Source organism: Streptomyces sp. NPDC015131 (assembly GCF_043079975.1).
Taxonomy (GTDB): Bacteria; Actinomycetota; Actinomycetes; order Streptomycetales; family Streptomycetaceae; genus Streptomyces.
Window position 1 is genome coordinate 95,316 of record NZ_JBIBVB010000007.1, and the last position, 26,307, is coordinate 121,622.

Here is a 26,307-nt window from a genome sequence, read left to right on the forward strand (position 1 = left end):
ACGTGAGGTGTCCTCCATGCTGACCGTCCTCGGCTTCGTCATGATCGCGACCTTCCTGGTCCTGATCATGATGAGGAAGATGTCGCCGATCGCGGCGCTCGTCCTCGTCCCCGCGCTCTTCTGCGTCCTGGTGGGGCAGGGCGCGCGGCTCGGCGACTACGTCCTGGAGGGCGTCGGCAACCTCGCGCCCACCGCCGCGATGCTGATGTTCGCCATCGTCTACTTCGGCGTGATGATCGACGTGGGCCTGTTCGACCCGATCGTCCGGGGGATCCTGCGCTTCTGCAAGGCCGATCCGGTGCGGGTCGTGGTCGGTACGGCGGTCCTCGCCGCGATCGTCTCGCTGGACGGCGACGGCTCGACCACCTTCATGATCACCGTCTCGGCGATGTACCCGCTCTACAAGCGCCTCGGGATGAGCCTGGTCGTGATGACCGGGGTCGCCGCCACCGCCAACGGCGTGATGAACACGCTCCCCTGGGGCGGCCCCACCGCCCGCGCGGCCACCGCGCTCAAGGTGGACGCCGGTGACATCTTCGTGCCGATGATCCCGGCGCTGGGCGCCGGCCTGCTCTTCGTCCTCGTCCTCGCGTACCTGCTGGGCCGGCGCGAGCGGAAGCGGATCGGCTACCTCACCCTGGACGAGGCGCTGGAGCCCCGCACCGAGACGGTCCTCGCCACGGCGGGCGGCGGTACGGACCGCCCGGCCGCCACGGGCGGCGCCGGCACCGGCGGGGAGGACGCCCCGGCCGCCACGGGCGGCTTCCAGGGGCTCGACCCGCACCGCCCCACCCTCCGGCCCCGGCTCTACTGGTTCAACGCGGCCCTCACCGTGGCCCTCCTCGCCTCGATGATCATGGAAGTGCTGCCCATCCCGGTGCTCTTCCTCATCGGCGCCGCCCTCGCCCTCACCGTCAACTTCCCCCACATGCCCGACCAGAAGGCCCGGATCGCGGCCCACGCCGACAATGTCCTCAACGTCTCCGGCATGGTCTTCGCCGCCGCCGTCTTCACCGGTGTCCTCACCGGCACCGGCATGGTCCAGCACATGGCCGACTGGCTCGTCGGCGCCGTCCCCGACGCGATGGGCCCGCACATGGCGCTCGTCACCGGCCTGCTGAGCCTGCCGCTGACGTACTTCATGTCCAACGACGGCTTCTACTTCGGTGTCCTGCCCGTCCTCGCCGAGGCCGGCGCCGCGCACGGCGTCTCCCCGCTGGAGATCGCCCGCGCCTCCCTGGCCGGCCAGGCCCTGCACATGTCCAGCCCCCTGGTGCCCGCCGTGTACGTCCTGGTCGGCATGGCCAAGGTCGAGTTCGGCGACCACACCCGCTTCACCGTCAAATGGGCGGCGCTCACCTCCCTGGTGGTACTCGGCGCGGGCATCCTCTTCGGCACGGTCTGACGGAACGGCCCCCGACCGCCCGCCGCCCCGGAGGCGCCCTGAGCGCCCGTGCCGTCCGTGCCTACGGGGAAGGCCGGAGCCACCTCCGTGCGGCGGTCAGCGTCACCTCGATGTCGTCGCTCCAGGAACAGACCTCCAGCCACGCCAGGCAGCCGTCGCGCGCGACGACCAGAACCTCGCCGGGGCAGTCGCCGGCCTCGGTGTACAGCAGCGCGTCGGCGGCCACGACCGCGCCGGGGCCGGTCGGGGCGCGGTCGACCTCGCCGGTGTCGAGGGCGAAGTAGGCCGAGCCGCAGCCACAGGTGCAGCGGGACGTCACGCGGAGGTACGGGACGTGCCCGCGCAGAGCGGCGCGAACCGGGTCGTCCCCGTCGAGGACCAGCCCCAGCACGTCGGCCACGTCGTCGGGCAGGTTCCCGCTCATGTCCCCGCCCCCGGCCGGCCGGTATGCCGGAGGCCCGTGGGGCCGCCGTCCTCGGGGTCCAGCAGCGTCCGGCAGTGGGCGATCAGGGCCGTGAGCGCCAGCTCGAAGGCCGCGTCCGCGCGGCCCGGGCCCACCGCCGTGAGGGCGCGGGCCAGGTGCGGGGTGGCACCGGGCTCGTCGGGCAGCTCCCACATCGTCTCGGGCGCGGCCAGGTCCAGGGCCGAGCCCAGCACCAGGTTCTCCAGCCCGGTGATCACCGGCATCACGTCCGCCACCGCGAAGCCGGCGTCCAGCATCAGGCCCACCGCCCGTTCGTACTGCTCCAGCACCTTCGGCGCCCGCACCGGTGACGTCATCAGCAGCGGGATGACGCGCGGATGGGCGGCGAACGCGGCGCGGTAGGAGCGGGCCCAGGCGGTCATCGCCGCGTCCCAGGGCCCCCCGTCGAGGGTGCCCGAGTCGATCGCCTCGCAGATCCGCTCCCGCATCAGCTCCACGATGCCGTCCCGGCCGTCCACGTGGTGGTACACCGAACCGGTCTGCACCCCGAGCCGCCGTGCCACCTGCGGCACGCTGAACTCGCCCTGCTCGTCGACCAGTCGCAGCGCCGTCGTGGTGATACGCGCGCGGTCCAGCAGGGGTGTACGCGGCCGTCCCATGGTGCCGGCTCCTGTCGTGAGGTCTTCCCGGATGCCCTCCGGGAGGCTACATTGCCGAAACCGAAAGCCTTTAGGTTTCCCGTTCCGGGAGCCTCTCGGCCTCGTTCCGGGTGCCCGTCCGCCCCGCCCGTCTCCCGCTCCCCGCACGCAGAAGGGCCCGCCCACACCCATGCCCGTGACCTCCCAGGCGCCCGAGCCCACGGCCGGGCGGCCACCCGCCCCGCCCGCTTTGCGCACCGGCACCCTCGGCACCGCCGACATCGCCTTCTTCGTCGTCTCCGCCGCCGCCCCGCTCACCGTCATGGCGGGCGTCGCCCCCATCGGCATCGTCCAGGGCGGCATCGGCGCGCCCGTCGCGTACCTCATCGCCGGTGTCACGCTCACCATCTTCGCCGTCGGTTTCACCACCATGAGCCGTCACATCCGCAGCGGCGGCGCCTTCTACGCGTACATCGCGCGCGGCCTGGGCAAGCCCGCCGGCATCGGCGCGGCGCTCCTCGCCGTCGTCGGCTACAACGGCATGGAGATCGGGGTGTACGGACTCCTCGGCAGCGCCGGGGCCGACACCGCGCTCGCCCTGTGGGGCACCGAGATCCCCTGGCTGCCGATCGCCCTCGCCGGCCTGCTCCTGATCTGGTACGGCGGCCACCGCTCCATCGACTTCGGCGCCAAGGTCCTGGGCGTCCTGCTGGTCGCCGAGACCGGCATCCTCGTCCTCCTCGCCGGCGGGGTGCTGATCGAGGGCGGCGCCGACGGACTGTCCCTCGCCTCCTTCGCCCCCGCCAACGTCCTCGTCCCCGGCACCTCCGTCGTCCTCGCCTTCGCCTTCATCGCCTTCACCGGCTTCGAGTCCACCGTCATCTACCGCCGCGAGGCCCGCGACCCCGAGCGGACCGTCCCCCGCGCCACCTACGCCGCCGTCTGCTTCCTCGGCCTGTTCTACGCGTTCACCGTCTGGGCCGTGATCCAGGCGTACGGCGACGAGCGGGTCGTCCGGGCGGCGAGCGAGGACCCCGGCGGCCTGTTCTTCGCCGCCATCACCACCTACGTCGGCGCCTGGGCCGCCGACCTGATGCACATCCTCATCGTCACCAGCGTCCTCGCCTCGCTGCTCGCCTTCCACAACGCCATCAACCGCTACTGCCTCGCCCTCGCCGAGGAGGGCGTCCTGCCCGCCTCCCTCGCCAGGGTCCACCCCCGGCACGGCTCACCGCACCGGGCCGGGGCCGCCCAGACCGCCCTCGGGCTGGTGGTCGTCGGCGCCTTCGCGCTCGCCGGGGCCGACCCGTACACCCAGCTGCTGCTGTGGGTGAACACCCCCGGCGGGATCGGCCTGATGGTGCTCCAGCTGCTCGCCGCGATCGCCATCCCCTGCTACTTCCGCCGCGTCCCGCACGGCGAGGGCGTGCTGCGCACCCTCGTCGCCCCGGTGACGGCGGCGGTGCTCCTCGCCGCCGCCATCGGACTCGTCATGACCCGGATCGACGCCTTCACCGGCGCGCCGGCCACCGTCAACACCGTGCTCGTCGCCCTCGTGCCCGGGGTGTTCCTCCTCGGCCTGCTGCTGGCGCACCGGCTGCGCCGCACCCGGCCCGAGGTGTACGCCCGCTTCGCCGAGGAACCCGCCGACCGAACCCCCCAAGGAGTACGCCCGTGACCACCGCCGACCTCGTCCTCACCGGTGCCAAGGTCCGCACCCTCGACGCCGCCCGGCCGCACGCCACCGCCGTCGCCGTGCGCGGCGGCCTGATCGAGGCCGTCGGCGACGCCTCCGACGCCCGCGACTGGACCGGCCCCGGCACCGAGACGGTCGACCTCGCCGGGGCCGCCCTCACCCCCGGGCTCACCGACTCCCACAGCCACCCCGTCTGGGGGCTGGACATGGCGACCGGGCTCGACCTCTCCGCCGTCACCGACACCGACGGCCTCCGGGCCGCGCTGCGGGGCGCCGGGCGCACCGGCGGCTGGATCGTCGCGCACGGCCTCGACCACAACGCCTTCGGCGGCCGGCCCGTCGACCGGGCGCTCATCGAGGACGCCGTACCGGACGTCCCGGTCTTCATCCGGCTGTACGACGGCCACTCCGCCCTGGTGAACGGCGCCGCGCTGCGGGCCGCCGGGATCGACGGGCCGCGCGCCTTCGCCCAGCGCTCCGAGGTGGTCTGCGACCCCGCCGGGCGGCCCACCGGCCACCTGATCGAGCACGCGGCGATGGACCTGGTCTCCTCCGTGCTGCCGGGGCCCCCGTACGAGGAGCGGCGCGACCGGCTCGTCGCCCTGCTGTCCGCGATGGCCGCCACCGGGCTCACCGGCGCCCATGTGATGGACCTCGGCGGCGGGGACGTCCCCGCGCTGCTGGCGGCCGTGGAGGAGACGGGCCACCTCCCGCTGCGGCTGCGGCTCGCCCCCTGGTGCATGCCGGGCGCCGACGACGCCGCGCTGGACGAACTGATCGCCCTCCAGGGGACGCACGGCCGCGACTGGCTCGTCGGGGGCGTGAAGTTCTTCATGGACGGCACCGTCGAGGGCGGCACCGCCTGGCTGGAGCACGCCGACTGCCACGGCACGGGCACGGAGGCGTTCTGGCCGGACCCCGCCGCGTACAGCACCGCCGTGCGCCGGCTGCACGCCGCCGGGGTGCGCACCGCCACCCACGCCATCGGCGACGCGGCGGTGCGGCACGTCCTGGACACCGTGGAGTCGCTGGGGGAGAGCGGCCGGCTCGCGCACCGGATCGAGCACATCGAGACGGTGCCCGCCGAGCAGCTCGCCCGCTTCGCCGACCTGGGCGTCATCGCCTCCATGCAGCCGCCGCACACCGCGTACACCCGTGCCGACGGCACCGACGAGTGGTCCCGGCGGCTGGGCGGGGAGCGGGCGGCACGGGCCTGGCGCTGCCGCGATCTGCGGGACGCCGGGGCGTATCTGGCGCTGGGCTCCGACTGGCCGATCGCCCACTACGACGCCCGGCAGGTGCTGGCCACCGCCCGGGTCCCGCGCGGCGCGGCGGCGGCCGGGCGGGGCCTGACCGGGCTGATGGCCCTGGAGGGGTGCACCACCCATGCGGCGGTCGCGGCGGGCGAGCAGGCGGTGGCGGGGCGGATCGCGCCGGGCCTGCGGGCGGACCTCACGGCGTTCGCCGTCGACCCGGTGGACGCGCCGGCCGACGAGGTCGCCGACGCCCCGGTCCGGCTGACCGTCTCGGCCGGCCGGATCACCCACCGGGCGGTGTGACGCCCCCGGGCGGGCCGCCGGTGCCGGGCCGGCGGCCCGCCTCGGCGGACACGCCCCGGGCGGTCTCTGATGTGATGGGGTCGGTCGCGCAGCCCCTGGCGCCCAAAAACTACCACCGCTAGTTTGGGTGGCAGTCAGACGCACGGCCCACGGCCCGGAGGAGAAGCGGATGAAGGCCCACGACGGGATGTACATCGACGGCGCCTGGCGGCCCGCCGCCGGCACCGACACCATCGCGGTGGTGAACCCGGCGGACGAGCAGGTGATCGCGCACGTCCCGGCCGGCACCGCCGAGGACGTCGACGCCGCCGTCCGGGCCGCCCGCGCGGCCCTCCCCGGCTGGGCCGCCACCCCGCCCGCCGGGCGGGCCGCCCGGCTCGCCGCCCTGCGCGACGCCCTCGCGGCCCGCACGGAGGAGATCGCCGCCACCGTCACCGCCGAGCTGGGAGCCCCGCCGCAGACGGCGCTGGCCGTGCACGCCGGCCTGCCGGTGGCCGTCGCCGGCTCGTACGCCGAACTGGCCGCCACGTACGCCTTCGAGGAGAAGGCCGGCAACTCCACCGTGCTCCTCGAACCGGTCGGCGTCGTCGGCGCGATCACCCCCTGGAACTACCCGCTGCACCAGATCGTCGCCAAGGTGGCCCCCGCCCTGGCCGCCGGGTGCACCGTGGTCCTCAAGCCGGCCGAGGACACCCCGCTGACCGCCCGGCACTTCGCGGAGGCCGCGCACGAAGCGGGGCTGCCCGCCGGGGTGTTCAACCTGGTGACGGGCCTCGGCCCGGTCGCCGGGCAGGCCCTCGCCGAGCACCCCGGGGTCGACATGGTCTCCTTCACCGGCTCCACCGCCGTCGGCCGGCGGATCGGCGCCCTCGCCGGCGGGGCGGTCAAGCGCGTCGCGCTGGAGCTGGGCGGCAAGTCCGCCAACGTCATCCTGCCGGGCGCCGACCTCGGCAAGGCGGTCGCCGTCGGCGTCGCCAACGTGATGTCCAACTCCGGCCAGACGTGCAGCGCCTGGACCCGGATGCTCGTCCACCGCGACCAGTACGACGAGGCCGTCGCGCTCGCCGCGCGGGCCGCCGCCAAGTACGTGCCCGGCGACCGCATCGGCCCGCTGGTGAACGCCGCCCAGCGCGACCGGGTGCGCGGCTACATCGAGCAGGGCGTCGCCGAGGGCGCCCGGATCGCCGCCGGCGGCCCCGAAGCGCCCCTGGACACCGGCTACTACGTCAGCCCCACCGTCCTCGCCGACGTGACCCCCGCCATGACCGTCGCCCAGGAGGAGATCTTCGGCCCGGTCGTGTCCATCCTGGCGTACGAGGACGAGGACGACGCCCTGCGGATCGCCAACGGCACCGTCTACGGCCTGGCGGGCGCGGTGTGGGCGGCCGACGACGAGACCGCCGTCGCCTTCGCGCGCCGGATGGACACCGGACAGGTCGACATCAACGGCGGCCGGTTCAACCCGCTCGCCCCCTTCGGCGGGTACAAGCAGTCGGGCGTCGGGCGCGAGCTGGGCGCGCACGGCCTCGCCGAGTACCTCCAGACCAAGTCCCTCCAGTTCTGACCCCCTTCCCACCCTGAGACCCGGGAGACAACGATCGTGGTCCGCGCCGCCGTCCTGCCCGCCATAGGTGCCCCGCTGGAGATCACCGGCATCGAGCTCCCGGAGCCCGGCCCCGGCCAGGTGAGGGTCCGCCTCGCCGCCGCCGGGGTCTGCCACTCCGACCTGTCGCTGTCCAACGGCACCATGAGGGTGCCCGTCCCGGCCGTCCTCGGCCACGAGGGCGCCGGCACGGTGCTCGCCGTGGGCGAGGGCGTCACCCATGTCGCCCCCGGGGACGGCGTCGTCCTCAACTGGGCGCCGTCCTGCGGCACCTGCCACCACTGCCGCCTCGGCGAGGTGTGGCTGTGCGCCCACGCCCTCACCGGTGCCGGGAACGTGTACGCCGTCACCGAGGACGGCACCGAGCTGCACCCGGGCCTGAACGTCGCCGCGTTCGCCGAGGAGACCGTCGTCGCCGCCGGCTGCGTCCTGCCCGTGCCGGACGGGGTGCCGCTCACCGACGCGGCGCTGCTCGGGTGCGCGGTGCTCACCGGGTACGGGGCGATCCACCACTCCGCGCGGGTGCGGGAGGGCGAGTCGGTCGTCGTGGTGGGCGTGGGCGGGGTGGGCCTCGCCACCCTCCAGGCCGCCCGCCTCGCGGGCGCGGGCACCGTCGTGGCGGTGGACGTGTCCCCCGGGAAGGAGGAGCTGGCCCGCGGCGCCGGGGCCACCGAGTACGTCGTCGCCTCCGCCACCACCGCCAAGGAGGTCCGCGCCCTCACCGGTGGGCACGGTGCCGACGTGGCCGTCGAGTGCGCGGGCCGCGCCGCCTCCATCCGTACCGCCTGGGACTCCACCCGGCGCGGCGGGCGCACCACGGTCGTCGGGATCGGCGGCAAGGACCAGCAGGTGACGTTCAACGCCCTGGAGATCTTCCACTGGGGCCGTACGCTCTCCGGCTGCGTGTACGGCAACTGCGACCCGGCCGCCGACCTGCCGGTGCTCGCCGCCCACATCCGGGCCGGACGCCTCGACCCGGGCGCCCTGGTCACCGAGCGCATCTCCCTGGAGGGCATCCCGGCGGCGTTCGACGCCATGCTCGCGGGCCGGGGCGGCCGGGCGCTGGTGGTGTTCTAGGAGCCCGCGGGGGCGGCCGGGCCGGGGGAGGGGCGGCGCGCCACGGCCTCGTACCGCACCGCGAGGCCGTCGAGCAGCGCCCGCAGGCCGGTCTCGAAGGCGCCCTCGTCGACCCGCTCCCGGTGCTCCGCCAGCAGGTGCGCCTGCCCGAGGTGGGGGTAGTCGGCCGGGTCGTACGCCGCCTCGTCGGCCACGAAGCCGCCGGCGAAGGAGCCGAGCGCCGAGCCGGTGACGAAGTACCGCATCAGCGCGCCGATGTGGGTGGCGTGCGCCGGGGGCCAGCCGGCGCGCACCATCGCGCCGAAGACCGCGTCGGCCACCCGCAGCCCGGCCGGCCGGCGGCCGGGGCCGCGCGCCAGGACCGGCACGATGTGCGGGTGGTCGGTGAGGGCCGCCCGGTAGGACAGCGCCCAGTCGTGCAGCGCCGTGCGCCAGTCGCGCCCGTCGTCCTCGGCGAACATCGACAGGTCGACCTGGGCGCTCACCGCGTCGGCGACCGCCTCCAGGATCTCGTCCTTGGTGCGGAAGTGGTTGTACAGCGAGGGCCCGCTCACGCCCAGTTCGGCGGCGAGCCGCCGGGTCGAGACGGCCTCCAGGCCCTCCGCGTCCACCAGCGCGCCGGCCGCGGCGACGATGCGGTCTCGGCTGAGCAGGGGCTTGCGCGGTCGGGCCATGCGGCACATAGTAGGCCCGGGACCAGAAACTAGCAGTGATAGTTAAAGTGGGGTGGCCACGGTGAACCTGGAGCTGAGCGAGGAGCAGACGGCCGTCCGCCGGCTCGCCGAGGACTTCGTCCGGCGCGAGGTCGCCCCGTACGCCGCCGACTGGGACCGGGCCGAGAGCGTCGACATGTCGATCGTGCGGAAGCTGGGCGCGCTGGGCTTCCTCGGCCTCACCGTCCCCGAGGAGTACGGCGGCTCCGGCGGCGACCACCTGGCCTACTGCCTGGTGACCGAGGAGCTGGGGCGGGGCGACTCGTCCGTGCGCGGCATCGTGTCCGTCTCGCTGGGCCTGGTCGCCAAGACCGTCGCCGCCTGGGGCGACGAGGAGCAGAAACGGCACTGGCTGCCCCGGCTGACCTCCGGCGAGGCCATCGGCTGCTTCGGCCTCACCGAACCGGGCACCGGCTCCGACGCCGGGAACCTCACCACCCGGGCCGTCCGCGACGGCGGCGACTACCGGATCAGCGGCACCAAGATGTTCATCACCAACGGCACCTGGGCCGATGTGGTGCTGCTCTTCGCCCGTACCAACGACACCCCCGGCCACCGGGGCGTCTCCGCCTTCCTCGTCCCCGCCGACAGCCCCGGCCTGGCCCGCCGCCCCATCCACGGCAAGCTCGGACTGCGCGGCCAGGCCACCGCGGAGCTGGTGCTGGAGGACGTCCGCGTCCCGGCGTCCGCCCTGCTCGGCCCCGAGGGCAAGGGCTTCTCCGTCGCCATGTCCGCGCTCGCCAAGGGGCGGATGTCGGTGGCCGCCGGGTGCGTCGGCATCGCACGGGCCGCCCTGGACGCGGCCGTGGGCTACGCGGCCGAGCGCGAGCAGTTCGGCCGGCCCATCGCCTCGTACCAGCTCGTCCAGGAACTCATCAGCGACATCGCCGTGGACGTCGACGCGGCGCGGCTGCTCACCTGGCGGGTCGCCGACCTCGTCGACCGGGGCCAGGACTTCGCCACGGCCGCCTCCCAAGCCAAGCTGTTCGCCTCCGAGGCCGCCGTCCGCTGCGCCGGGAACGCGCTCCAGGTCTTCGGCGGATACGGCTACATCGACGAGTACCCGGCCGGCAAGCTGCTGCGCGACGCGCGCGTGATGACCCTCTACGAGGGCACCAGCCAGATCCAGAAGCTGATCATCGGCCGGGCACTCACGGGCGTCTCCGCCTTCTGAGTACCGGCCTGAGTACGCCGGCGGAGGCCGCCGGGGCCGCGCCCGCCGATCCTGTGGCCATGAGTGACACACCGGTCAAGCAGCAGAACACCGCCGCCTACTACGGCCAGGCCGTCGCCTCCTTCGCCGTCGCACTGGGCGCCGTCGCCGTCGGCATCGTGAACCTGGACGCCGACGCCTGGGTACGGGCCTTCCTGGGCATCGCCGTGCTCTACCTGACCACCTCCGCCTTCACCCTGGCCAAGGTCGTCCGCGACCGGCAGGAGGCCGGGCAGATCGTCAGCCGGGTCGACCAGGCCCGGCTGGAGAAGCTGCTCGCCGAGCACGACCCCTTCCAGAAGCTCTAAGCGCTTGCTCACTGTCGGGGTATGGTGTTCGCCCCGGAACCGGCACGGTCCCGGGGCGCAGGGACACGGCGAAGGGCCCGGGGCCGCGGAAGGCCCCCGGGACACCGGAAGGGGCGAGCGATGAGCACGGCGGAGGACACGGCCGGCGGCGAGGACACGCCGTGGGACGAGGTGACGCCCGACGCGGCCAGGCGCCTGCTCGTCGCGGCCGTCGACGCCTTCGCCGAGCGCGGCTACCACGCCACCACCACCCGTGACATCGCGGGCCGGGCCGGGATGAGCCCGGCCGCGCTCTACATCCACTACAAGACCAAGGAAGAGCTGCTCCACCGGATCAGCCGCATCGGCCATGTGAAGGCGCTGGAGATCCTCCAGGCCGCCGCCGACGGCCCCGGGACCGCCGCCGAGCGCCTCGCCTGCGCCGTGCGCTCCTTCGTCCGCTGGCACGCCGGGCGGCGCACCACCGCGCGCGTGGTGCAGTACGAACTGGACTCGCTGGGCGAGGAGCACCGCGAGGAGATCTTCGAGCTGCGCCGCGAGAGCGACGCGGCGGTGCGCCGCATCATCAACGACGGCGTCGCGGCGGGGGAGTTCGACGTCCCCGACGTGGCCGGGACCACGCTCGCGGTGCTCTCGCTCTGCATCGACGTGGCCCGCTGGTTCAACACGGCCGGGCGCCGTACGCCCGACGAGGTCGGCGCGCTCTACGCCGACCTCGTCCTGCGGATGGTGGGTGCCGCGGAGCCCGGCGGGGCTCAGAAGTAGTAGCGGGACACCGACTCGGCGACGCACACCGGCTTGGCGCCGCCCTCGCGCTCCACGGTCACCGCGGCCGTCACCTGCACCCCGCCGCCCGCCTCCTGCACGTCCGCGAGGACGGCGGTGGCGCGCAGCCGGGACCCGACCGGTACGGGGGCGGGGAAGCGGACCTTGTTCGTCCCGTAGTTGACGCCCATCCGCACGCCCTCGACCCGCATGATCTGCGGCACGAACAGCGGCAGCAGGGACAGGGTCAGATAGCCGTGCGCGATGGTCGTCCCGAACGGGCCGGCGGCGGCGCGCTCCGGGTCCACATGGATCCACTGGTGGTCGCCGGTCGCCTCGGCGAACCGGTCGATCCGCTCCTGGTCGATCTCCAGCCAGTCGCTGTGCCCCAGTTGCTCGCCGACCGCGCCGCGCAGTTCGTCGGCGGACGTGTAGATCCTCGGTTCTGCCATGGCCCGGCTCCCTGACTCTCGATGTCTAAGCGCTTGCTCAGCATGCTGGTGCGGAAGTGGTCCTGTCAACGGACCACGGCCGGGGGCCAGTAGGGTTCGCGGGGTGCCACAGATTCCGGAGAAGATCCACGAGCTCACCGTCGGCCAGCTCTCCGCGCGCAGCGGAGCGGCCGTCTCGGCCCTGCACTTCTACGAGTCCAAGGGCCTGATCAGCGCCCGCCGCACCAGCGGCAACCAGCGGCGCTACACCAGGGACACCCTGCGCCGGGTCGCCTTCGTCCGCGCCGCCCAGCGCGTGGGCATCCCGCTCGCCACCATCCGGGAGGCCCTCGCGGAACTCCCCGAGGAGCGCACGCCCACCCGGGAGGACTGGGCGCGGCTGTCGGAGGCGTGGCGCTCCGAGCTGGACGAGCGGATAGAGCGGCTCGCCCGGCTGCGGGACCACCTCACCGACTGCATCGGGTGCGGCTGCCTGTCCCTGCGGACCTGTGTGCTGTCCAACCCCGACGACGCGGCCGGCGAGCGGATGGCCGGCTCCCGGCTGATCCCGGAGCGCCGGGGCTCGTCGTAGTCCCGTGGCCCGGGGTCCTCGTCGGCCCCGGGCTCCTCGTCTGCCCCGGGCCCCTCGGGGGTCCGGTGCCTATGCCTCCGGTTCGGCGAGGCCGGGGCGGCCGAACAGCAGGTCGTACCCCGGCGGCAGTTGCAGCAGGATCCGGCGCATCAGGTCCTCGTCCGCCAGGTCGGCCGCCACGCTGAGGACCGCGCCGACGTCCCAGGTGGCGGTCTCCTCCGTCGCGCCCTCGATCCAGGCGGCCGTGGCCCGCACGAACCGCTCGGGCCCCAGTGGTTCGGCGGCGGGCAGCGGGTTCAGCAGGACCAGGGCGCAGGTCTCCGGCAGACGGGCGGCCAGCTCGGCGCGCTCGGTGCCCACGAGGTGCGCGCCCAGCAGGGCGAGGACCACACGGGCGGCCCGGTCGGCCTCCCGCCGGGAGGGGTACTCGCCGCGCTCCCGCACCGCGTCGAGGAACGCGTCCCATTGCATGCGCATCGTTCTCCCCGGGCGTCGATCGATGGGCGGGGGGCGACCGCCGGGCGGGGCCGGAGCCGGGCCCGGCGGCCGGGGGGCGGGGGGCGGGGCGGGCCGGCGGACGGCCCGCCCGCGCCGGTGGCGTCGCGGCGGGGCCGGTCAGCCGCTGATCTGCCGGCGCTCGCCGCCGCCGCTGATGGCGATCTTGCGGGGCTTGGCCTGCTCGGCGACCGGGATCCGCAGGGTCAGGACCCCCAGGTCGTACGAGGCGTCGATGCGCTCGGTGTCCAGCGTCTCGCCCAGGAACAGCTGGCGGCTGAAGGTGCCGGCCGGCCGCTCGGCGATCACCATCTCGGCGTCGCCCTCCGGGTCCGTCCGGCGCTCGGCCCGGACGGTCAGGACATTGCGCTCGACGTCGAGGTCGATGCTCTCGGGGCTGACGCCCGGAAGGTCGAGCCGTACGACGAAGACGTCCCCCTCGCGGTAGGCGTCCATCGGCATGGTTGCCGGGTGCGCCCCGGTGCCCAGCAGGCGCTCGGTGAGCCGGTCGAACTCACGGAAGGCGTCGGTCCGCATCAGCATCATCGGTCCTCCTCCTCTGTTCAAAGGATGGTGCTGACGTTCGCGTATTTCTTATAACCCCAACCGGCCCAAGTTGACAAGAGGCGACTCAAGAAAGCTCACTCGAATTCCGTGCCGCCCTTCCGGGTCAGGTACGCGGGGCTGACCGCCTTGGCGATCGCCCGGCCGCCCACCACGGGGCTGTACCGCTCGGTCACCGGCCGGATCACCACCCCCTCCCGCAGGTGCAGCTCCTTGCCGGAGACCGTCTCCCGGCCGGTGGCCAGCTCCAGCACGGTCGTGATGTCGTACGGGCCGGTGTACAGCCGGGGCGCCAGCGGCAGGGCGTCGCCCAGCACCTCCGCCGGGTCCAGCCAGCGCACCCGCCCGCCGGTCTCCGCCGCCACGTCGAACAGCGCGTAGCCGATCTCCCCGCCACGGGCGTTCGCCCCGTAGCCCAGGTCCTGCACCCCCGCGCCGTACACCTCGCCGAAGAGCCCCACCCGGGTCGCGCCCAGCGCGGCGGCCAGCCGGGCCGCGACCCCGGGCAGGTCGTACGCCCGGGCCGCCCGCCAGTACACATTGCGCGGGTCCTCCGCCAGGGCCAGGCCCTTGGAGCCGAAGCCCTTCGAGGAGACCAGCACCCGCCCCTCCCCGGCGACATACGTCATCAGGCAGGCCGTGCCGTGCAGCTTCTCCGTCAGCACCACCGGCTCGCCCGGAGCGAACAGGTCCGGGTAGCGCCGCACGTTCTCGATGTCGACCCACGGCAGCAGGTCGGGCGCCGGCTCCACGTCGCCGCTCATCGTCGTCGGCACCGGCGGCACCCACTTGGTGATGCCCAGCGCCTCCGCGAAGTCGGTGCCCTCGGCCGCCGCCCTCGCCAGGTCCACGTCCGCCAGCGCGCGCGGCCGGCACACGATGCCCTGCGACAGCTCCCCGCGCAGCCGCACCGCCTTGACCCGGTCCGACGCCTTCCCGGCGAGCCGCCCGGTCAGCCCCAGCTCCTCCACCAGCGCGGCCGGCAGCACCGCCTGCTCGGGTATGTACACCGCGAAGTCACCGGTGCGGTAAGCCCCCTTGGCCACCACCGCGCGATACAGGCCCACTTGGGCCAGCTCCAGCGCGTCGGCGTTCGGATGGGGGTGGACGGTCAGCGGCTCGGCGGTGACCCGCAGCGTCGACATGGGCTCTCTCCTCGTGGTGCGGTGCTCGTCGCCGCCCACTGTCGCCCCCGCCGAAACCGGTGGCCCACCCGATTTACGGCCTGCTAGCGTCCCGCAGGGCGCACGCCGCCGCGACCAGCGCCGCGTTGGACCGCGCCGGGCGCCCGCCGGGCAGCAGCAGCGTGTCCTCCAGACCCACCCGGGTGGCCATCCCCCGCCGCACCGCCAGCCGCAGCACCGGCCAGGCGCCCTCCTCCTCGCCGTGCAGCAGCACCGGTACGCCCACGGCGCCCCCGCCCGCGTCCAGCGCGGCCAGCAGGGCGCGGGCCGTCTCCGGCGCCGTCACCGGATCGCGGTCCGTCACCTCGGCCAGCACCCGCGTCACCCGGGGCGCCAGGGGCGACGCCAGGAACCGCCGCGCCCCGTCCGTCCCCGACCACACCCCGGCCTCGACGCCCACACCGCGCTCCAGCAGTGCGGATGCGACCTCCTCGGCGCCCGGCTCGTGCCAGTTCACCGAGGCGAGATCGGGCAGCACCGTCCAGGCGCGCACCCGCTCCACCCGCCGCCGGGGGTCCGGCTCGGCCCACGCGCCGGTGGTCACCCCGACCGGGACGTCCACCGCGCCGCGTATCGCCTCCAGCACCGCCGCCACCACGCGCGGGGACAAGGTGTCGCTCCCGCAGGGCGTCTTGGGGTGGACGTGCACCTCGGCCGCTCCGGCGGCGACCGCGCGGGCGGCCGACTCGGCCATGGCACCGGGCGACAGCGGCACGGACGCACCGTCGCCGGCGCCCCGCGACCCGTTCAGGCAGACCTGGATCATGTCCCGATGGTGGCACCCGCCACTGACAACGGGCCCATGGCGGCCCTCCCGGACGAGCGGCTCCCGCTCACGCCACCGACCGCTCACGCCACCGACCGCTCACGCCACCGAGGCGAGCACCTTGTGCCGGCCGCGCTTGGCCGCCGCCAGCGCCTCCGGCGTCAGCACCGCCTGCGGCACCACCACACCGCAGCCCGTGCACACCGGCCCGTACCACGGCTCGTTCGACAGATCGGGCCGCCAGACGATCCCGTCACCCGCGCACACCGGGCACTGCTCCCCGGGCCCCGCCTCCAGCGACGCGATCAGCCGGCGCAGCGCCTCGGCCAGCGGCAGCCCCGGATGCAGCGACGGGTCGTCGCACCGGGCGACCCCGTTGCCGCCCCAGGTGCGCCGGTGCCAGTCGTCGATCCAGCCGGGCCGCCGCAGCCCGTCGTGCTTCTCGCGCCTGCGGCGCTCGGCGAACTGCTCCTCGTAGGCGAGCCAGACGGCCCGCGCCTCCTCCAGCTCGTCGAGCGCGGCCACCAGCCGCGCCGGATCGGGGTCCCGGTCCTCGGGCCCGAACCGGTGCCTCCGGCACAGGTGGTCCCAGGTCGCCCGGTGCCCATAAGGGGCGAACCGCTCAAGGCACTTGCGCAGCGAGTACCGCCGCAGAGCCAGATCGCATCCCGGATCACGGACCTGTCTCGCCAGACTCCGGAAACCGGCCATCGCACTGCCACCTCCGTCACTCGTACTTCGGCGTCGATGAATGGACGTACGGGTTCCCAGGTTGGCTCCATCGAAAAACGAATGGGGACCATCAGCGGGCATCTGACGTGAAATGCCCCCACCGTACGGGGTGCGCCGGAGTACGGGAGTTGACGCGCCCTCACCCCGCAGGGGGTGCGGGCGCGGCCCGGCGCCCGCACCGCCGCGCGGGCGCCGGCCGGCGGCGGCCGCCCGCCGGTATCGGCGGGATACCACCGTTCCGGCCGGTCGGCCGGGAGCGCGGCGGCGGCGCGGGGCGCGGCGGCCTCAGCGGTACATCAGGTACCGCCGCCGTACCGCCCGGAACGCGGCCAGGTCCGCCCGCCAGGCGCCCACCACCTCGTCCGTGTCCGCCCCGGCGTCGATCAGCGTCCGCACCCGCGCCGAACCGGTCAGCTTGTCGATCCAGTGGTCGGCCCGCCAGGCGAAACCGCTCCAGGAGCGCCGCGCGGTCACCAGCAGCCCGATCCCGGTGCGCACCGGGTCGAAGGCCGCCCGGTCGTGCACATGGAGCTGCACCCCGCCCACCGTCCTGCCCTGGAACTTGGAGAACGAGGGCGTGAAGTACGCCTCCCGGAACCGGAGGCCCGGCAGCTCCAGCGCGTTCGCCGCCTCCGCCCACCGCCGGTCCACGCCCTCCGCGCCCAGCAGCTCGAACGGCCGGGTCGTGCCCCGCCCCTCCGACAGGTTCGTCCCCTCGAACAGGCAGGTCCCGGCGTACACCAGTGCCGTCTCGGGCGTCGGCATGTTGGGGCTCGGCGGCACCCACGGCAGCCCCGTGGCGTCGAAGAAGTCCGACCGGCGCCACCCGTCCATCCGGACCACCGCCAGCTCCGCCGGCTCCGCCAGGAACTCGCCGTTGAACAGCCGCGCCAGCTCCGCCACCGTCATCCCGTGCGCCTGGGCGATCGGCTCGCGCCCCACGAAGGTCGCGAACGCCTTGTCCAGCACGGGCCCGGAGGCCGCCCGCCCGGTCACCGGGTTGGGCCGGTCCAGCACCACCAGCCGCTTCCCCGCCAGCACCGCCGCCACCATGCAGTCGTACAGGGTCCAGATGTACGTGTAGAAGCGGGCGCCCGCGTCCTGGATGTCGAACACCACCGTGTCCACCCCGGAGGCGGTGAAGACGTCCGCCAGCGCCTGCCCGCTCTTGAGGTACGTGTCGTAGACCGGCAGCCCCGTCGCCGGGTCGTCGTACCGCCCTTCCGACCCGCCCGCCTGGGCCGTCCCCCGGAAGCCGTGCTCGGGCCCGAACACCGCCACCAGGTCCACCCGGTCGTCGGCGTGCATCACGTCCACGATGTGGCGCACCGCCGGGTCCACCCCGGTCGGGTTGGTCACCACCCCCACCCGCTGCCCCGCCAGCTCCGCGTACCCGCCGGCGGCGAGCCGGTCGAAACCGGTCCGCACCCGCCGCCCGCCCCCGGGGCCCCGCGCGGCGGCGGACCCCGCCGACGCACCCGCCGTCCCCGCGGCCACCCCCGCCGCGCCGCCCGCGACCAGCAGACCCCGCCTGGACACGTTCATCCGCACACCTCCGTGACTCGAACGACCGGGCCACGCACGCTAGCGCGCCCGCGCGCCCCGGGGAACGAGGCGGACGGCGTGGCCTTCCCCCACGACATACCGACTGGTTAGTCTGTCGACCGTTCGCAGTACCGGCAGACGGAGAGGCGGGTCCCGATGAGCACGACGGTCCAGGGCGCGGGCGTGGTCGTCACCGGAGCGGGCGGCGGCATCGGCGCCGCCCTCGCCCGCAGGTTCGCCGCGGAGGGGGCCCGGGTCGTGGTCAACGACATCGACCCCGCCCGCGCCGGGGCGGTCGCCCGCGAGATCGGCGCCACCGCCGTGCCCGGCGACGCCTCCGCGATCGTCGCCGACGCCCGCGACGCCCTCGGCGGCACCGTGGACGTCTACTGCGCCAACGCCGGCCTCGCCTCACCCGGCGACGCCTTCGCCGGCGAGGACGTCTGGGCCGCGGCCTGGGACGTCAACGTCATGGCCCACGTCCGCGCCGCCCGTACGCTCCTCCCCGACTGGCTGGAGCGCGGCTCCGGCCGCTTCGTCTCCACCGTCTCGGCCGCCGGGCTGCTCACCATGGTCGGCGCCGCGCCCTACAGCGTCTCCAAACACGGCGCGTACGCCTTCGCCGAATGGCTCTCCCTCACCTACCGCCACCGCGGAATCAAGGTCCACGCCATCTGCCCCCAGGGCGTGCGGACCGACATGCTCACCGCCGCCGGATCGGCCGGGGAGCTGGTCCTCGCGCCCACCGCCATCGAGCCCGAGGACGTCGCCGACGCGCTGATCGAGGGCATCGAGGCGGACCGCTTCCTGATCCTGCCGCACCCCGAGGTGGCCGGCTACTACCGGGCCCGGGCAGGCGATCCGGACCGCTGGCTGGAGAATATGAGCCACATCCAGCGGAAGTGGGAGAGCACCGGGACCTGACCCCCGCCCGGCGGCCCCCGGCGCACCCGTACCCCCGTGCGGCCGGGATCCTGCCGGAGCCGGGAGGGACGACCAGTGGGAAGATCCTCGGGAGACCGTCGCGTCCTCGCGCGACCGGCGGGCCCGCCCGGGAACCCGCGCGAGGACGCGCGCACGAGGCACGAGAGAGGTGGCGGCACATGGCCAGGACGACGGACGCGAACGGCACCCCCGTCCCGCAGAGGCTGCTGGCCACCGCCACCCGGCTGTTCGCCGAACGGGGCTACGACCGCACCTCCGTCCAGGAGATCGTCGAGGCGGCGGGCGTCACCAAGGGCGCCCTCTACCACTACTTCGGCTCCAAGGAGGATCTGCTCCAGGAGGTGTACGCGCGTGTGCTGCGGCTCCAGCAGGAGCGGCTGGACGCCTTCGCGGGCGCGGACGCCCCGGTGGAGCAGCGGCTGCGCGACGCCGCCGCCGACGTGGTCGTCACCACCATCGACAACCTGGACGACGCGGCCATCTTCTTCCGCTCGATGCACCACCTCAGCCCGGAGAAGAACAAGCAGGTCCGCTCGGAGCGGCGGCGCTACCACGAGCGGTTCCGGGCGCTGATCGAGGAGGGGCAGGACGCCGGGGTCTTCTCCACCGCGACCCCCGCGGACCTGGTGGTGGACTACCACTTCGGATCCGTCCACCACCTGTCCACCTGGTACCGCCCCGACGGGCCGCTCAGCCCCCGGCAGGTGGCCGACCACCTGGCCGACCTGCTGCTGAGGGCCTTGCGGCCCTGACCGGCGGGGTGGATCAGTTGGCGTCCACCAGCTCGTGCGGCGGCACGGTCACCGTCCGCGCGCCCTTCTTGCCGCCCAGGACGACCTTGCGCAGCGCGCTGTTGTTGGACAGGTCGGTCTCCTTGAGCCGCTTCTCCGGGTTGGCCAGCACCTGGATGTAGTACGTCCCGTTCGGCAGCGAGGTGATGTCGAAGGACTGGCCCGGCAGGTCCTGGGTGTAGGTGTCACCGGAGCCGACGTCCAGCACCTCGCGCACCGAGATGGAGTTCTGCTGCCCGCAGGCGGTGGACAGATCGGTGTTGTACGGGTGCCAGTTGGCGTTCTTCACCGTGTAGTCGACCGCGTCGGTGTTGGCCAGGCAGAACGCCTCCTTGCCGCTGCGCACGGCCTCCTTCTGGTCGGCCTTCAGCAGCCGGTAGCTGGCGAAGTCCGTGAAGTGCCAGTGCTCGTGGCCCGGGCGCGGGTCCCACTCCATGGTGCCGGTGGGGGTGTAGCCGACCTGCTTGCCCTTCGCGTCGTAGAAGTACTGGTAGGCGTCCATCAGCTCCTTGCCGGGGGAGCGGAAGCCGTCGACCACCAGCTGGGCCGGGCCCGCGTTCCACACGTTGGCGCTGAAGGCGAGGAAGTCCTTGCCCTTGTCCGGCCCCTCGGTGGCGGGCTCGCTGATGGTGATGCCGTACGCGGGCAGCGACCGCAGGTCGGGCTTGGGCACGTCCGGCACGGTGGCCTTCCCGGCCGGGCGCTTGGCGGCCGGCTTCAGCGCGGGCGCCTTGCGCGAGCCGTCCGTCCGGCCGCCCCCGTCGCCCAGCCGCGCCGCCCCGGCCTTCGCGCCCTGGCGCTTGGCCGCCCACGGCACGGCGGGCGGCGCCGCGACGAGCGGGCCGTGGCCGACGTTGTACGAGGGGCCGGCGCCGCTCGTGGGCGCGGCGGCCGCGGCGGGTCCGGCCGCGGCGGGCGCGTGGCCCGTGTGCCCCGCGTGGCCTGCGGGTCCGGCGGGGGAGGCGGCCGGAGCGGCGGCCCCGTGGCCCGCGTGCCCGGCCGGGTGGGCCGAGCGCCGGGCGGCGCCCGGGCCCTCCTCCGCGCTGATCTCGCGCACGGTCACCTTGACGGTCTGCGGCTTGTCCGCGATGCCGAACAGGTCGCGGTAGCGCTTGGCCACGGACACCTTGGCCGTGTACGTCCCGGCGGGGAGGACCACCGGCCGGGAGTAGACGCCCGCGTAGGTGTTGGCCGCCCAGCCCTGCTCGACGCCCCACACGGAGCCGAGGGTGAACGGGTTGGTGGGGCAGCTCTCCGGGTACTTCGACGTGGCCGGGGCGTCGGGGCGCACCCGGCCGGACGCGTTGTTGGGGCAGAAGTCCTCGGTGGCGGTCAGGACCGCCTTGCCCTTCGCGTCGGTGAGCGTCACGTGGACGAAGCCGGGCAGGCCGGCGAAGTCCTTCACCAGCCCCTTGGGCAGCGGCTTGGCGACGGCCCTGCCGCCCTCGCGGACGATCTGCGAGGCGACGACCGGGTCCTTGTAGGACTTACGGGTCACCTTCAGTTCGAAGGGGGCCTTCTCGGCGGTGAGGTAGGTGCCGAGGTCGAGGTAGACACCCGGCTCCTCCTTGTAGGAGTCCAGGGTCACCGACTTCGAGGCGGCGATCAGGCTGAGCTGGGGCGTGGTGGCGGCGGCCTTGCCGTCGGGCGCGGCGGCGACGATGCCGGCGGTCACGGCGAAGGCCGCGGCCCCGGCGAGCACCGAGCGCCGGAGGCGTCGGGCCTGGGGAGATCTGGTCATCGGTCCCTCGTTCTACGAGTTCTACGAGTCCTGCGGGTCCTGCGGGTTCTGCGAGTTCTGCGGGTCCTGCGAGTGCGGGGCGTCCCCGCGGGGTGGCGCGCACCGCGTGGTCGGGCGCGGTGGTCGTTCCGGCGAGGGAGAGACGGTGACGGGGCCTGTGGGTTGTCTGTGTGCCCCCGGTGGCGGGGCTTTTGGCCGGAACCAGGGCACCGGGCGCCGGATCGCGCCGACTTCCGGGAAAGCCCCCGGGCGGGCCGCCCGCGCATGGTAAGAGCCCGGGGCGTGTCACCACCCCGGGCTCCCGCAGCCTCGCGTACGCGCGTCAGAGGTACCGCTTCAACTCCCGCCGCGCCAGGGACCGCTGGTGCACCTCGTCCGGGCCGTCCGCCAGCCGCAGGGTCCGCGCCGCCGCCCACAGCTCCGCGAGCGGGAAGTCCTGGCCGACCCCGCCCGCGCCGTGCACCTGGACCGCCTTGTCGACCATGTCCGCCACCGCCCGGGGCGTGGCGATCTTGATCGCCTGGATCTCGGTGTGCGCGCCCCGGTTGCCGACCGTGTCCATCAGCCAGGCGGTCTTCAGCACCAGCAGCCGCAGCTGCTCCACGGTGACCCGCGCGTCGGCGATCCACTCCTGCACCTGCCCCTGCGCGGCGAGCGGCTTGCCGAAGGCGGTACGGGAGGCGGCGCGGCGGCACATCAGCTCGATCGCCCGCTCCGCCATGCCGATCAGCCGCATGCAGTGGTGGATCCGGCCGGGCCCCAGGCGGGCCTGGGCGATGGCGAAGCCGCCGCCCTCCTCGCCGATCAGGTTCGCCACCGGGACGCGGACGTCCTCCAGCACGACCTCCGCGTGGCCGCCGTGGGAGTGGTCCTCGTAGCCGTACACCCGCATCGCCCGCCGGACGCGCACGCCCGGGGTGTCGCGCGGGACCAGGACCATCGACTGCTGGCGGCGCACGTCCGGCCCGTCCGGGTCGGTCTTGCCCATGACGATGAGGACCGCGCAGTCCGGGTTCATCGCGCCGGAGATGTACCACTTGCGGCCGTTGATGACGTAGGTGTCGCCCTCCCGCCGGATGCGGGTCTCGATGTTCGTCGCGTCGGACGAGGCGACCTCCGGCTCCGTCATCGCGAACGCCGACCGGATCTCCCCGTCGAGCAGCGGGCGCAGCCACCGCTCCTTCTGCCGCGCGTCGCCGAACTGCGCCAGCACCTCCATGTTGCCGGTGTCCGGCGCCGCGCAGTTCAGCGCCGTGGGGGCGAGATGGGGCGAGCGGCCGGTGATCTCGGCGAGCGGGGCGTACTGGAGGTTCGTCAGGCCGGCCCCGTGCTCCTTGTCCGGCAGGAAGAGGTTCCACAGCCCCCGCCGGCGCGCCTCGGCCTTCAGCTCCCCGACCACCGCCGGGGTGTCCCAGGGGGAGGCCAGCCCGGCGCGCTGCTCCTCGGCGACCGCCTCGGCCGGGTACACGAACTCGTCCATGAAGGAGAGCAGCTGGGCGCGCAGCTCCTCGGTGCGCGCGTCGAATGCGAAGTCCATAGGTGCCGGTCAGCCTTCCTGGAGGGTGGTGAGGCCGTGCTCGATGAAGACCGGGACGAGGCCGCCGATCCGGTCGAAGCCGGCGCCGACGGTCTGCCCGAGGGTGTAGCGGTAGTGGATGCCCTCCAGGATCACGGCCAGCTTGAACCAGGCGAAGGCCGTGTACCAGGAGAGGGCGGAGACGTCCCGTCCCGAGCGGGCGGCGTACCGCTCCACCAGCTCGGCGGCCGGGGGGTGCCCGGGCGCGCCCGCGGTGGTGCTGACCGGCGAGCCCGGCAGGTCGAGCGGGGTGCTGTACATGGCCAGCAGGCCCAGATCGGTGAGCGGGTCGCCGAGCGTGGACATCTCCCAGTCCAGTACGGCGCTGACCCGGTCGTCCTCGCCCAGCAGGGCGTTGTCCAGCCGGTAGTCGCCGTGGACGACCGCGGGCGCGGGGGAGGTCGGCAGCGCGCGGCCGAGCGCGGCGTGCAGCTCGTCGATCCCGGCGAGGTCGCGGCTGCGGGAGGCGTCGAGCTGCTTGCCCCAGCGCCGCAACTGGCGGTCGAGGAAGCCGTCCGGCCGCCCGAAGTCGCCCAGCCCCACGGCCGCCGGGTCCACCGCGTGCAGCTCGACCAGGGTGTCCACCAGGCCCAGCAGCGCGGCGCGGGTCCGGGCGGGCCCGAGCGCGGCGAGCTGGTCCGCCGTGCGGTAGGGCGTGCCGGGCACGAACTCCATCACGTAGAAGGGCGCGCCGAGCACCTCCTCGTCCTCGCAGAGCACCAGCGGCTCCGGCACCGGGACGGCCGTCGGGTGCAGGGCGCTGATCACCCGGTGTTCGCGCCGCATGTCGTGGGCGGTGGCCAGCACGTGCCCGAGGGGCGGGCGGCGCACCACCCACTGCCCGGTGCCGTCGGTGACGACGTACGTCAGGTTGGACCGGCCGCCCTCGACGACGCGGGCGTCCAGCGGTCCGCCCACCAGGCCGGGCCGCTCGCGGCCGAGGAAGCCGCGCAGCCGCTCGGGGTCGAGACCTGGCGGGGCTGCTGTGCTCATCGTTCGCACCTCCGGTGACGGGAAGCCGGGCGAGACCCGGGTGTACGCAGCATGACCGACCAGTCGGTATGTCGTCCAGTGCCGGGCGCGGTCCCGTGCCGGGGTAGGCCGTTTCGCCGGAAATGGTGCGTTTCCGCTTGCGGGGGGAAGCGGCGGGCCGGAGGGTCGGACCATGAAGGCGATCAGCTACCGCCACTACGGCGGCCCGGAGGTCCTCGCGTACGGCGACCACCCCGACCCCAAGGTGGGCCCGGACAAAGTGCTGGTCCGGGTGCGCGCGGCGGCCGTCAACCCGGTCGACTGGAAGGCGCAGGCCGGGTACCTCGACACCGTCTTCGACACCGTCTTCCCGGTGATCCCCGGCTGGGACGTCTCCGGAGTGGTGGTGCAACCCGGCGTCTCCGTACCGGAGTTCGCCGTCGGGGACGAGGTCATGGGGTACGTGCGCGAGGACGTGCTGTGCCACGGCACCTTCGCCGAGTACGTCGCCGCCCCGGTCCGCACCCTCGCCCGCAAACCGCCCGGCCTCGGCTTCGAGGAGGCGGCCGCCCTCCCGCTGGCCGGGCTCACCGCCTACCAGGTGCTGCACCGGGCGCTGAAAGTCGGCCCGGGCGACACCGTACTGGTGAACGCCGCCGCCGGCGCCGTCGGCTCCATGGCCGTCCAGATCGCCCGCCACACCGGCGCCCGCGTCATCGGCGCCTCCCGGGAGAGCGGCCAGGACCGCGTCCGCGAACTGGGCGCGGAACCCGTCGCGTACGGCGACGGCTTCGTCCGCCGCGTACGCGCCCTGGCCCCGCACGGCGTCGACGCCGCCCTCGACACCGTCGGCGGCCAGGTGCTCAAGGACTCCGCGCACCTCCTGGCGCCCGGGGGCCGCCTCGCCTCCATCGCCGACGGCGAGGTGGCCGCCCTGGGCGGCGACTACTTCTGGGTGCGGCCCGACGCGGCCGACCTGACCGCCCTCGCCGGCCTCGCGGAGCAGGGCGCCGTGAAGGTCCGGGTGGCCCGGACCTTCCCGCTGGAACGCGCCGCCGACGCCCAGCGCGCCGCGATGGAGGGCGGCCTGCACGGCAAGGTCGTCGTGACCGTCGACCCGCCCGCGCACTGACCCCCGGCGCTCACCGCGCCGGAGCGCGCAGCTCCAGCAGGCTGATGTCGGCCGGGACGCCCACCCGCAGCGGCGGCCCGAAGAAGCCCGCGCCGTTCGTCACGTACAGCGTGGTGTCGTCGACCCTGCCCAGCCCGGAGCTGACCGGGTTGGCCAGCGCGGTCACCGCGGTCAGCGGGAACATCTGCCCGCCGTGGGTGTGCCCGGACAGCTGGAGGTCCACCCCGTGGCGGGCCGCCTCACCGGCGAACACCGGCTGGTGCGCCAGCAGCACGACCGGCCGCGCGGTGTCCCGCCCGGCCAGCGCCCGCGCCAGGTCGGGGCCCCGCCCGGACTCCTCGCCGGCCAGGTCCTCCACCCCGGCCAGGTCCAGGAAGGCGCCGTTGTGCCGGATCTCCACCCGCTCGTTCACCAGCGGCCGCACGCCCACGTTCCGCATCTCGTCCAGCCAGTCCTCGACACCGTCGTACAGGTACTCGTGGTTGCCGGTGACGAAGAAGCTGCCGTACCGCGACTCCAGGCCCCGCAGCGGCCGGGCGGCCGGGCCGAGCTGGGCGGCCGTGCCGTCGGCCAGGTCGCCCACGATCGTCACCAGGTCCGGCTGGAGCGCGTTCACCATCCGCACGACGCGCTCCGTGTGGGCGCGCCCGAGCAGCGGGCCCAGGTGGATGTCGCTGACGACCGCGATGCGCAGCCCGGCCAGCCGGGCGTCCACCTTCGACAGGGTGATCGGCACCCGTTTGATCATCGGGTCGCCCAGGGCCACCGACATCCCGTGCGCGACGGTGCCCAGCGAGGTGGCCCCGGCCAGCGCGCCCACGGTACGGCCCAGGAACAGCCGCCGCCCGAGCCCGGGTCGCCCGGCCCCGGGGGCGCCGGGCCGCTCCGGCTGCTCCGGTCCCTCCGGCCGCTCCGGTTCCTCTCGTTGCTCCGGTTCTTCGGGAGCGGGCGCCTGCGCGTCCGCGGCGGGCGTCTCCAGGGCCGGGGCGGGCGCCTCCGGGGCCGCCGCGCCGCCCACCGGCACCGGTACCGGCCGCGCGCCGGGCACGGCCGCCTCCGGCTCCGGCGCCGGCTCCGGAGCGTCCGCCCCGGCCCGCTCGCGGGCACCCGCCCGGCGGCGCCAGGCGCGCAGGACCAGCGCGCGCGGCACCTCCAGCGCGGCGAGCGCCAGCAGCAGGTACATCAGCACGCCGATCCAGGTGTAGCCCGGCCACGCCACCCACCGGCCGGCGCCGCCGTCCCCCGGGTCGAAGAGCGGGGTGAGGATCCGCGTCCCGGGCGCCACCAGGGCGGACACCACCACCGCGCCGGTGCCCAGCCGCCGTGCCCGGGTCCCGGGCCGGGTCGTGTCCCGGACCAGGCGCACCCACAGGTAGTAGTGGAGCGCGCCGGACCCCACGAGCATCAGCGCGGTCACTCCGAATCCCAGCATGTCTGCCT

26 protein-coding genes are annotated in these 26,307 nt (G+C 74.6%); 12 read left to right on the forward strand and 14 right to left on the reverse strand.

From position 1 onward, the window contains the following. The first annotated feature begins 16 nt into the window (after nt 1–16). The gene (locus ACF08D_RS26085) at nt 17–1,405 is read left to right on the forward strand and encodes a CitMHS family transporter (protein WP_392225775.1); all 1,389 of its coding nucleotides are present in this window, start codon (nt 17–19) and stop codon (nt 1,403–1,405) included. A gap of 61 nt (nt 1,406–1,466) precedes the next feature. Here the strand turns inward: ACF08D_RS26085 and ACF08D_RS26090 are convergent, their stop codons facing one another. Both ACF08D_RS26090 and ACF08D_RS26095 read right to left on the reverse strand, forming a co-directional pair. After that, nucleotides 1,467–1,829, reverse strand: coding sequence for a hypothetical protein (locus ACF08D_RS26090; RefSeq protein WP_392225777.1), 363 nt, complete (start codon nt 1,827–1,829; stop codon nt 1,467–1,469). Further along, nucleotides 1,826–2,488, reverse strand: coding sequence for a TetR/AcrR family transcriptional regulator (locus ACF08D_RS26095; protein ID WP_392225779.1), 663 nt, complete (start codon nt 2,486–2,488; stop codon nt 1,826–1,828). The genes ACF08D_RS26090 and ACF08D_RS26095 overlap by 4 nt, the downstream gene beginning before the upstream one ends. 169 nt (nt 2,489–2,657) lie before the next feature. Here ACF08D_RS26095 and ACF08D_RS26100 point away from each other — a divergent pair, with 169 nt between their 5' ends. From ACF08D_RS26100 to ACF08D_RS26115, 4 genes are all read left to right on the forward strand, one after another. Next, a complete protein-coding gene (locus tag ACF08D_RS26100) occupies nt 2,658–4,145 on the forward strand; it encodes an APC family permease (protein ID WP_392225780.1) in 1,488 nt (495 codons plus the stop codon). After that, nucleotides 4,142–5,722: an amidohydrolase gene (locus ACF08D_RS26105; RefSeq protein WP_392225782.1), complete on the forward strand. Its 1,581-nt coding sequence runs from the start codon at nt 4,142–4,144 to the stop codon at nt 5,720–5,722. Before ACF08D_RS26100 ends, ACF08D_RS26105 begins: the two co-directional genes overlap by 4 nt. 169 nt (nt 5,723–5,891) lie before the next feature. Further along, nucleotides 5,892–7,286 carry an aldehyde dehydrogenase family protein gene (locus tag ACF08D_RS26110; protein ID WP_392225784.1) on the forward strand — a complete coding sequence of 465 codons (1,395 nt, stop codon included), beginning with the start codon at nt 5,892–5,894 and terminating at the stop codon, nt 7,284–7,286. Between the two features lie 36 nt (nt 7,287–7,322). Continuing rightward, nucleotides 7,323–8,402, forward strand: coding sequence for a zinc-binding dehydrogenase (locus ACF08D_RS26115; RefSeq protein ID WP_392225786.1), 1,080 nt, complete (start codon nt 7,323–7,325; stop codon nt 8,400–8,402). Here ACF08D_RS26115 and ACF08D_RS26120 read toward each other — a convergent pair. Then, on the reverse strand, nt 8,399–9,076 hold the full coding sequence (locus tag ACF08D_RS26120) for a TetR/AcrR family transcriptional regulator (protein ID WP_392225788.1): 678 nt from the start codon (nt 9,074–9,076) through the stop codon (nt 8,399–8,401). The two genes, ACF08D_RS26115 and ACF08D_RS26120, sit on opposite strands and share 4 nt — an antisense overlap. Before the next feature lie 61 nt (nt 9,077–9,137). On the opposite strand from ACF08D_RS26120, the gene ACF08D_RS26125 reads away from it, so the two are divergent. The 3 genes from ACF08D_RS26125 (at nt 9,138) to ACF08D_RS26135 (ending at nt 11,401) form a co-directional block, all read left to right on the forward strand. Continuing rightward, nucleotides 9,138–10,289: an acyl-CoA dehydrogenase family protein gene (locus ACF08D_RS26125; RefSeq protein ID WP_392226352.1), complete on the forward strand. Its 1,152-nt coding sequence runs from the start codon at nt 9,138–9,140 to the stop codon at nt 10,287–10,289. Nucleotides 10,290–10,348: 59 nt separating this feature from the next. Then, nucleotides 10,349–10,636: a YiaA/YiaB family inner membrane protein gene (locus ACF08D_RS26130; protein ID WP_392225789.1), complete on the forward strand. Its 288-nt coding sequence runs from the start codon at nt 10,349–10,351 to the stop codon at nt 10,634–10,636. Nucleotides 10,637–10,756: 120 nt separating this feature from the next. Continuing rightward, the gene (locus ACF08D_RS26135; protein WP_392225791.1) at nt 10,757–11,401 is read left to right on the forward strand and encodes a TetR/AcrR family transcriptional regulator; all 645 of its coding nucleotides are present in this window, start codon (nt 10,757–10,759) and stop codon (nt 11,399–11,401) included. Here ACF08D_RS26135 and ACF08D_RS26140 read toward each other — a convergent pair. Then, nucleotides 11,392–11,853 carry a MaoC family dehydratase gene (locus tag ACF08D_RS26140; protein WP_392225793.1) on the reverse strand — a complete coding sequence of 154 codons (462 nt, stop codon included), beginning with the start codon at nt 11,851–11,853 and terminating at the stop codon, nt 11,392–11,394. The two genes, ACF08D_RS26135 and ACF08D_RS26140, sit on opposite strands and share 10 nt — an antisense overlap. A gap of 103 nt (nt 11,854–11,956) precedes the next feature. Between ACF08D_RS26140 and soxR the strand changes: the two genes are divergently transcribed. Beyond that, nucleotides 11,957–12,424 (forward strand): redox-sensitive transcriptional activator SoxR, encoded by a 468-nt coding sequence (soxR, locus tag ACF08D_RS26145; protein WP_392225795.1) that lies wholly within the window; start codon nt 11,957–11,959, stop codon nt 12,422–12,424. A 69-nt stretch (nt 12,425–12,493) separates the two neighbouring features. Here the strand turns inward: soxR and ACF08D_RS26150 are convergent, their stop codons facing one another. The 6 genes from ACF08D_RS26150 to ACF08D_RS26175 all read right to left on the reverse strand — a co-directional run bounded on the left by ACF08D_RS26150 (nt 12,494) and on the right by ACF08D_RS26175 (nt 17,710). Further along, nucleotides 12,494–12,901 carry a DUF2267 domain-containing protein gene (locus ACF08D_RS26150; RefSeq protein ID WP_392225797.1) on the reverse strand — a complete coding sequence of 136 codons (408 nt, stop codon included), beginning with the start codon at nt 12,899–12,901 and terminating at the stop codon, nt 12,494–12,496. 138 nt (nt 12,902–13,039) lie between these two features. Continuing rightward, nucleotides 13,040–13,462, reverse strand: a complete 423-nt coding sequence (locus ACF08D_RS26155) for an Hsp20/alpha crystallin family protein (protein ID WP_392226354.1) — start codon at nt 13,460–13,462, stop codon at nt 13,040–13,042. A gap of 98 nt (nt 13,463–13,560) precedes the next feature. Then, on the reverse strand, nt 13,561–14,628 hold the full coding sequence (locus tag ACF08D_RS26160) for an RNA ligase (ATP) (protein WP_392225798.1): 1,068 nt from the start codon (nt 14,626–14,628) through the stop codon (nt 13,561–13,563). A gap of 73 nt (nt 14,629–14,701) precedes the next feature. Then, the gene (locus ACF08D_RS26165) at nt 14,702–15,433 is read right to left on the reverse strand and encodes a 3-keto-5-aminohexanoate cleavage protein (protein WP_392225800.1); all 732 of its coding nucleotides are present in this window, start codon (nt 15,431–15,433) and stop codon (nt 14,702–14,704) included. A gap of 99 nt (nt 15,434–15,532) precedes the next feature. Then, nucleotides 15,533–16,144 (reverse strand): hypothetical protein, encoded by a 612-nt coding sequence (locus ACF08D_RS26170; RefSeq protein WP_392225802.1) that lies wholly within the window; start codon nt 16,142–16,144, stop codon nt 15,533–15,535. Nucleotides 16,145–16,450: 306 nt separating this feature from the next. Next, the gene (locus ACF08D_RS26175) at nt 16,451–17,710 is read right to left on the reverse strand and encodes an exo-beta-N-acetylmuramidase NamZ domain-containing protein (protein WP_392225804.1); all 1,260 of its coding nucleotides are present in this window, start codon (nt 17,708–17,710) and stop codon (nt 16,451–16,453) included. Between the two features lie 156 nt (nt 17,711–17,866). Between ACF08D_RS26175 and ACF08D_RS26180 the strand changes: the two genes are divergently transcribed. Then, the gene (locus ACF08D_RS26180; RefSeq protein WP_392225806.1) at nt 17,867–18,634 is read left to right on the forward strand and encodes an SDR family oxidoreductase; all 768 of its coding nucleotides are present in this window, start codon (nt 17,867–17,869) and stop codon (nt 18,632–18,634) included. 83 nt (nt 18,635–18,717) lie between these two features. Further along, nucleotides 18,718–19,407, forward strand: a complete 690-nt coding sequence (locus ACF08D_RS26185; protein ID WP_392226356.1) for a TetR/AcrR family transcriptional regulator — start codon at nt 18,718–18,720, stop codon at nt 19,405–19,407. 13 nt (nt 19,408–19,420) lie between these two features. Here the strand turns inward: ACF08D_RS26185 and ACF08D_RS26190 are convergent, their stop codons facing one another. The 3 genes from ACF08D_RS26190 to ACF08D_RS26200 all read right to left on the reverse strand — a co-directional run bounded on the left by ACF08D_RS26190 (nt 19,421) and on the right by ACF08D_RS26200 (nt 23,756). Next, nucleotides 19,421–21,187: a lysyl oxidase family protein gene (locus ACF08D_RS26190; RefSeq protein WP_392225808.1), complete on the reverse strand. Its 1,767-nt coding sequence runs from the start codon at nt 21,185–21,187 to the stop codon at nt 19,421–19,423. Between the two features lie 322 nt (nt 21,188–21,509). After that, on the reverse strand, nt 21,510–22,724 hold the full coding sequence (locus ACF08D_RS26195; RefSeq protein ID WP_392225810.1) for an acyl-CoA dehydrogenase family protein: 1,215 nt from the start codon (nt 22,722–22,724) through the stop codon (nt 21,510–21,512). 9 nt (nt 22,725–22,733) lie between these two features. Next, on the reverse strand, nt 22,734–23,756 hold the full coding sequence (locus ACF08D_RS26200) for a phosphotransferase family protein (RefSeq protein WP_392225812.1): 1,023 nt from the start codon (nt 23,754–23,756) through the stop codon (nt 22,734–22,736). Nucleotides 23,757–23,928: 172 nt separating this feature from the next. On the opposite strand from ACF08D_RS26200, the gene ACF08D_RS26205 reads away from it, so the two are divergent. Further along, nucleotides 23,929–24,867, forward strand: a complete 939-nt coding sequence (locus tag ACF08D_RS26205) for an NADP-dependent oxidoreductase (RefSeq protein WP_392225813.1) — start codon at nt 23,929–23,931, stop codon at nt 24,865–24,867. Nucleotides 24,868–24,877: 10 nt separating this feature from the next. On the opposite strand, the gene ACF08D_RS26210 is transcribed toward ACF08D_RS26205, so the two are convergent. Continuing rightward, complete coding sequence (locus ACF08D_RS26210; protein WP_392225815.1) at nt 24,878–26,299, reverse strand: metallophosphoesterase; 1,422 nt, start codon at nt 26,297–26,299, stop codon at nt 24,878–24,880. Nucleotides 26,300–26,307 lie beyond the last annotated feature (8 nt).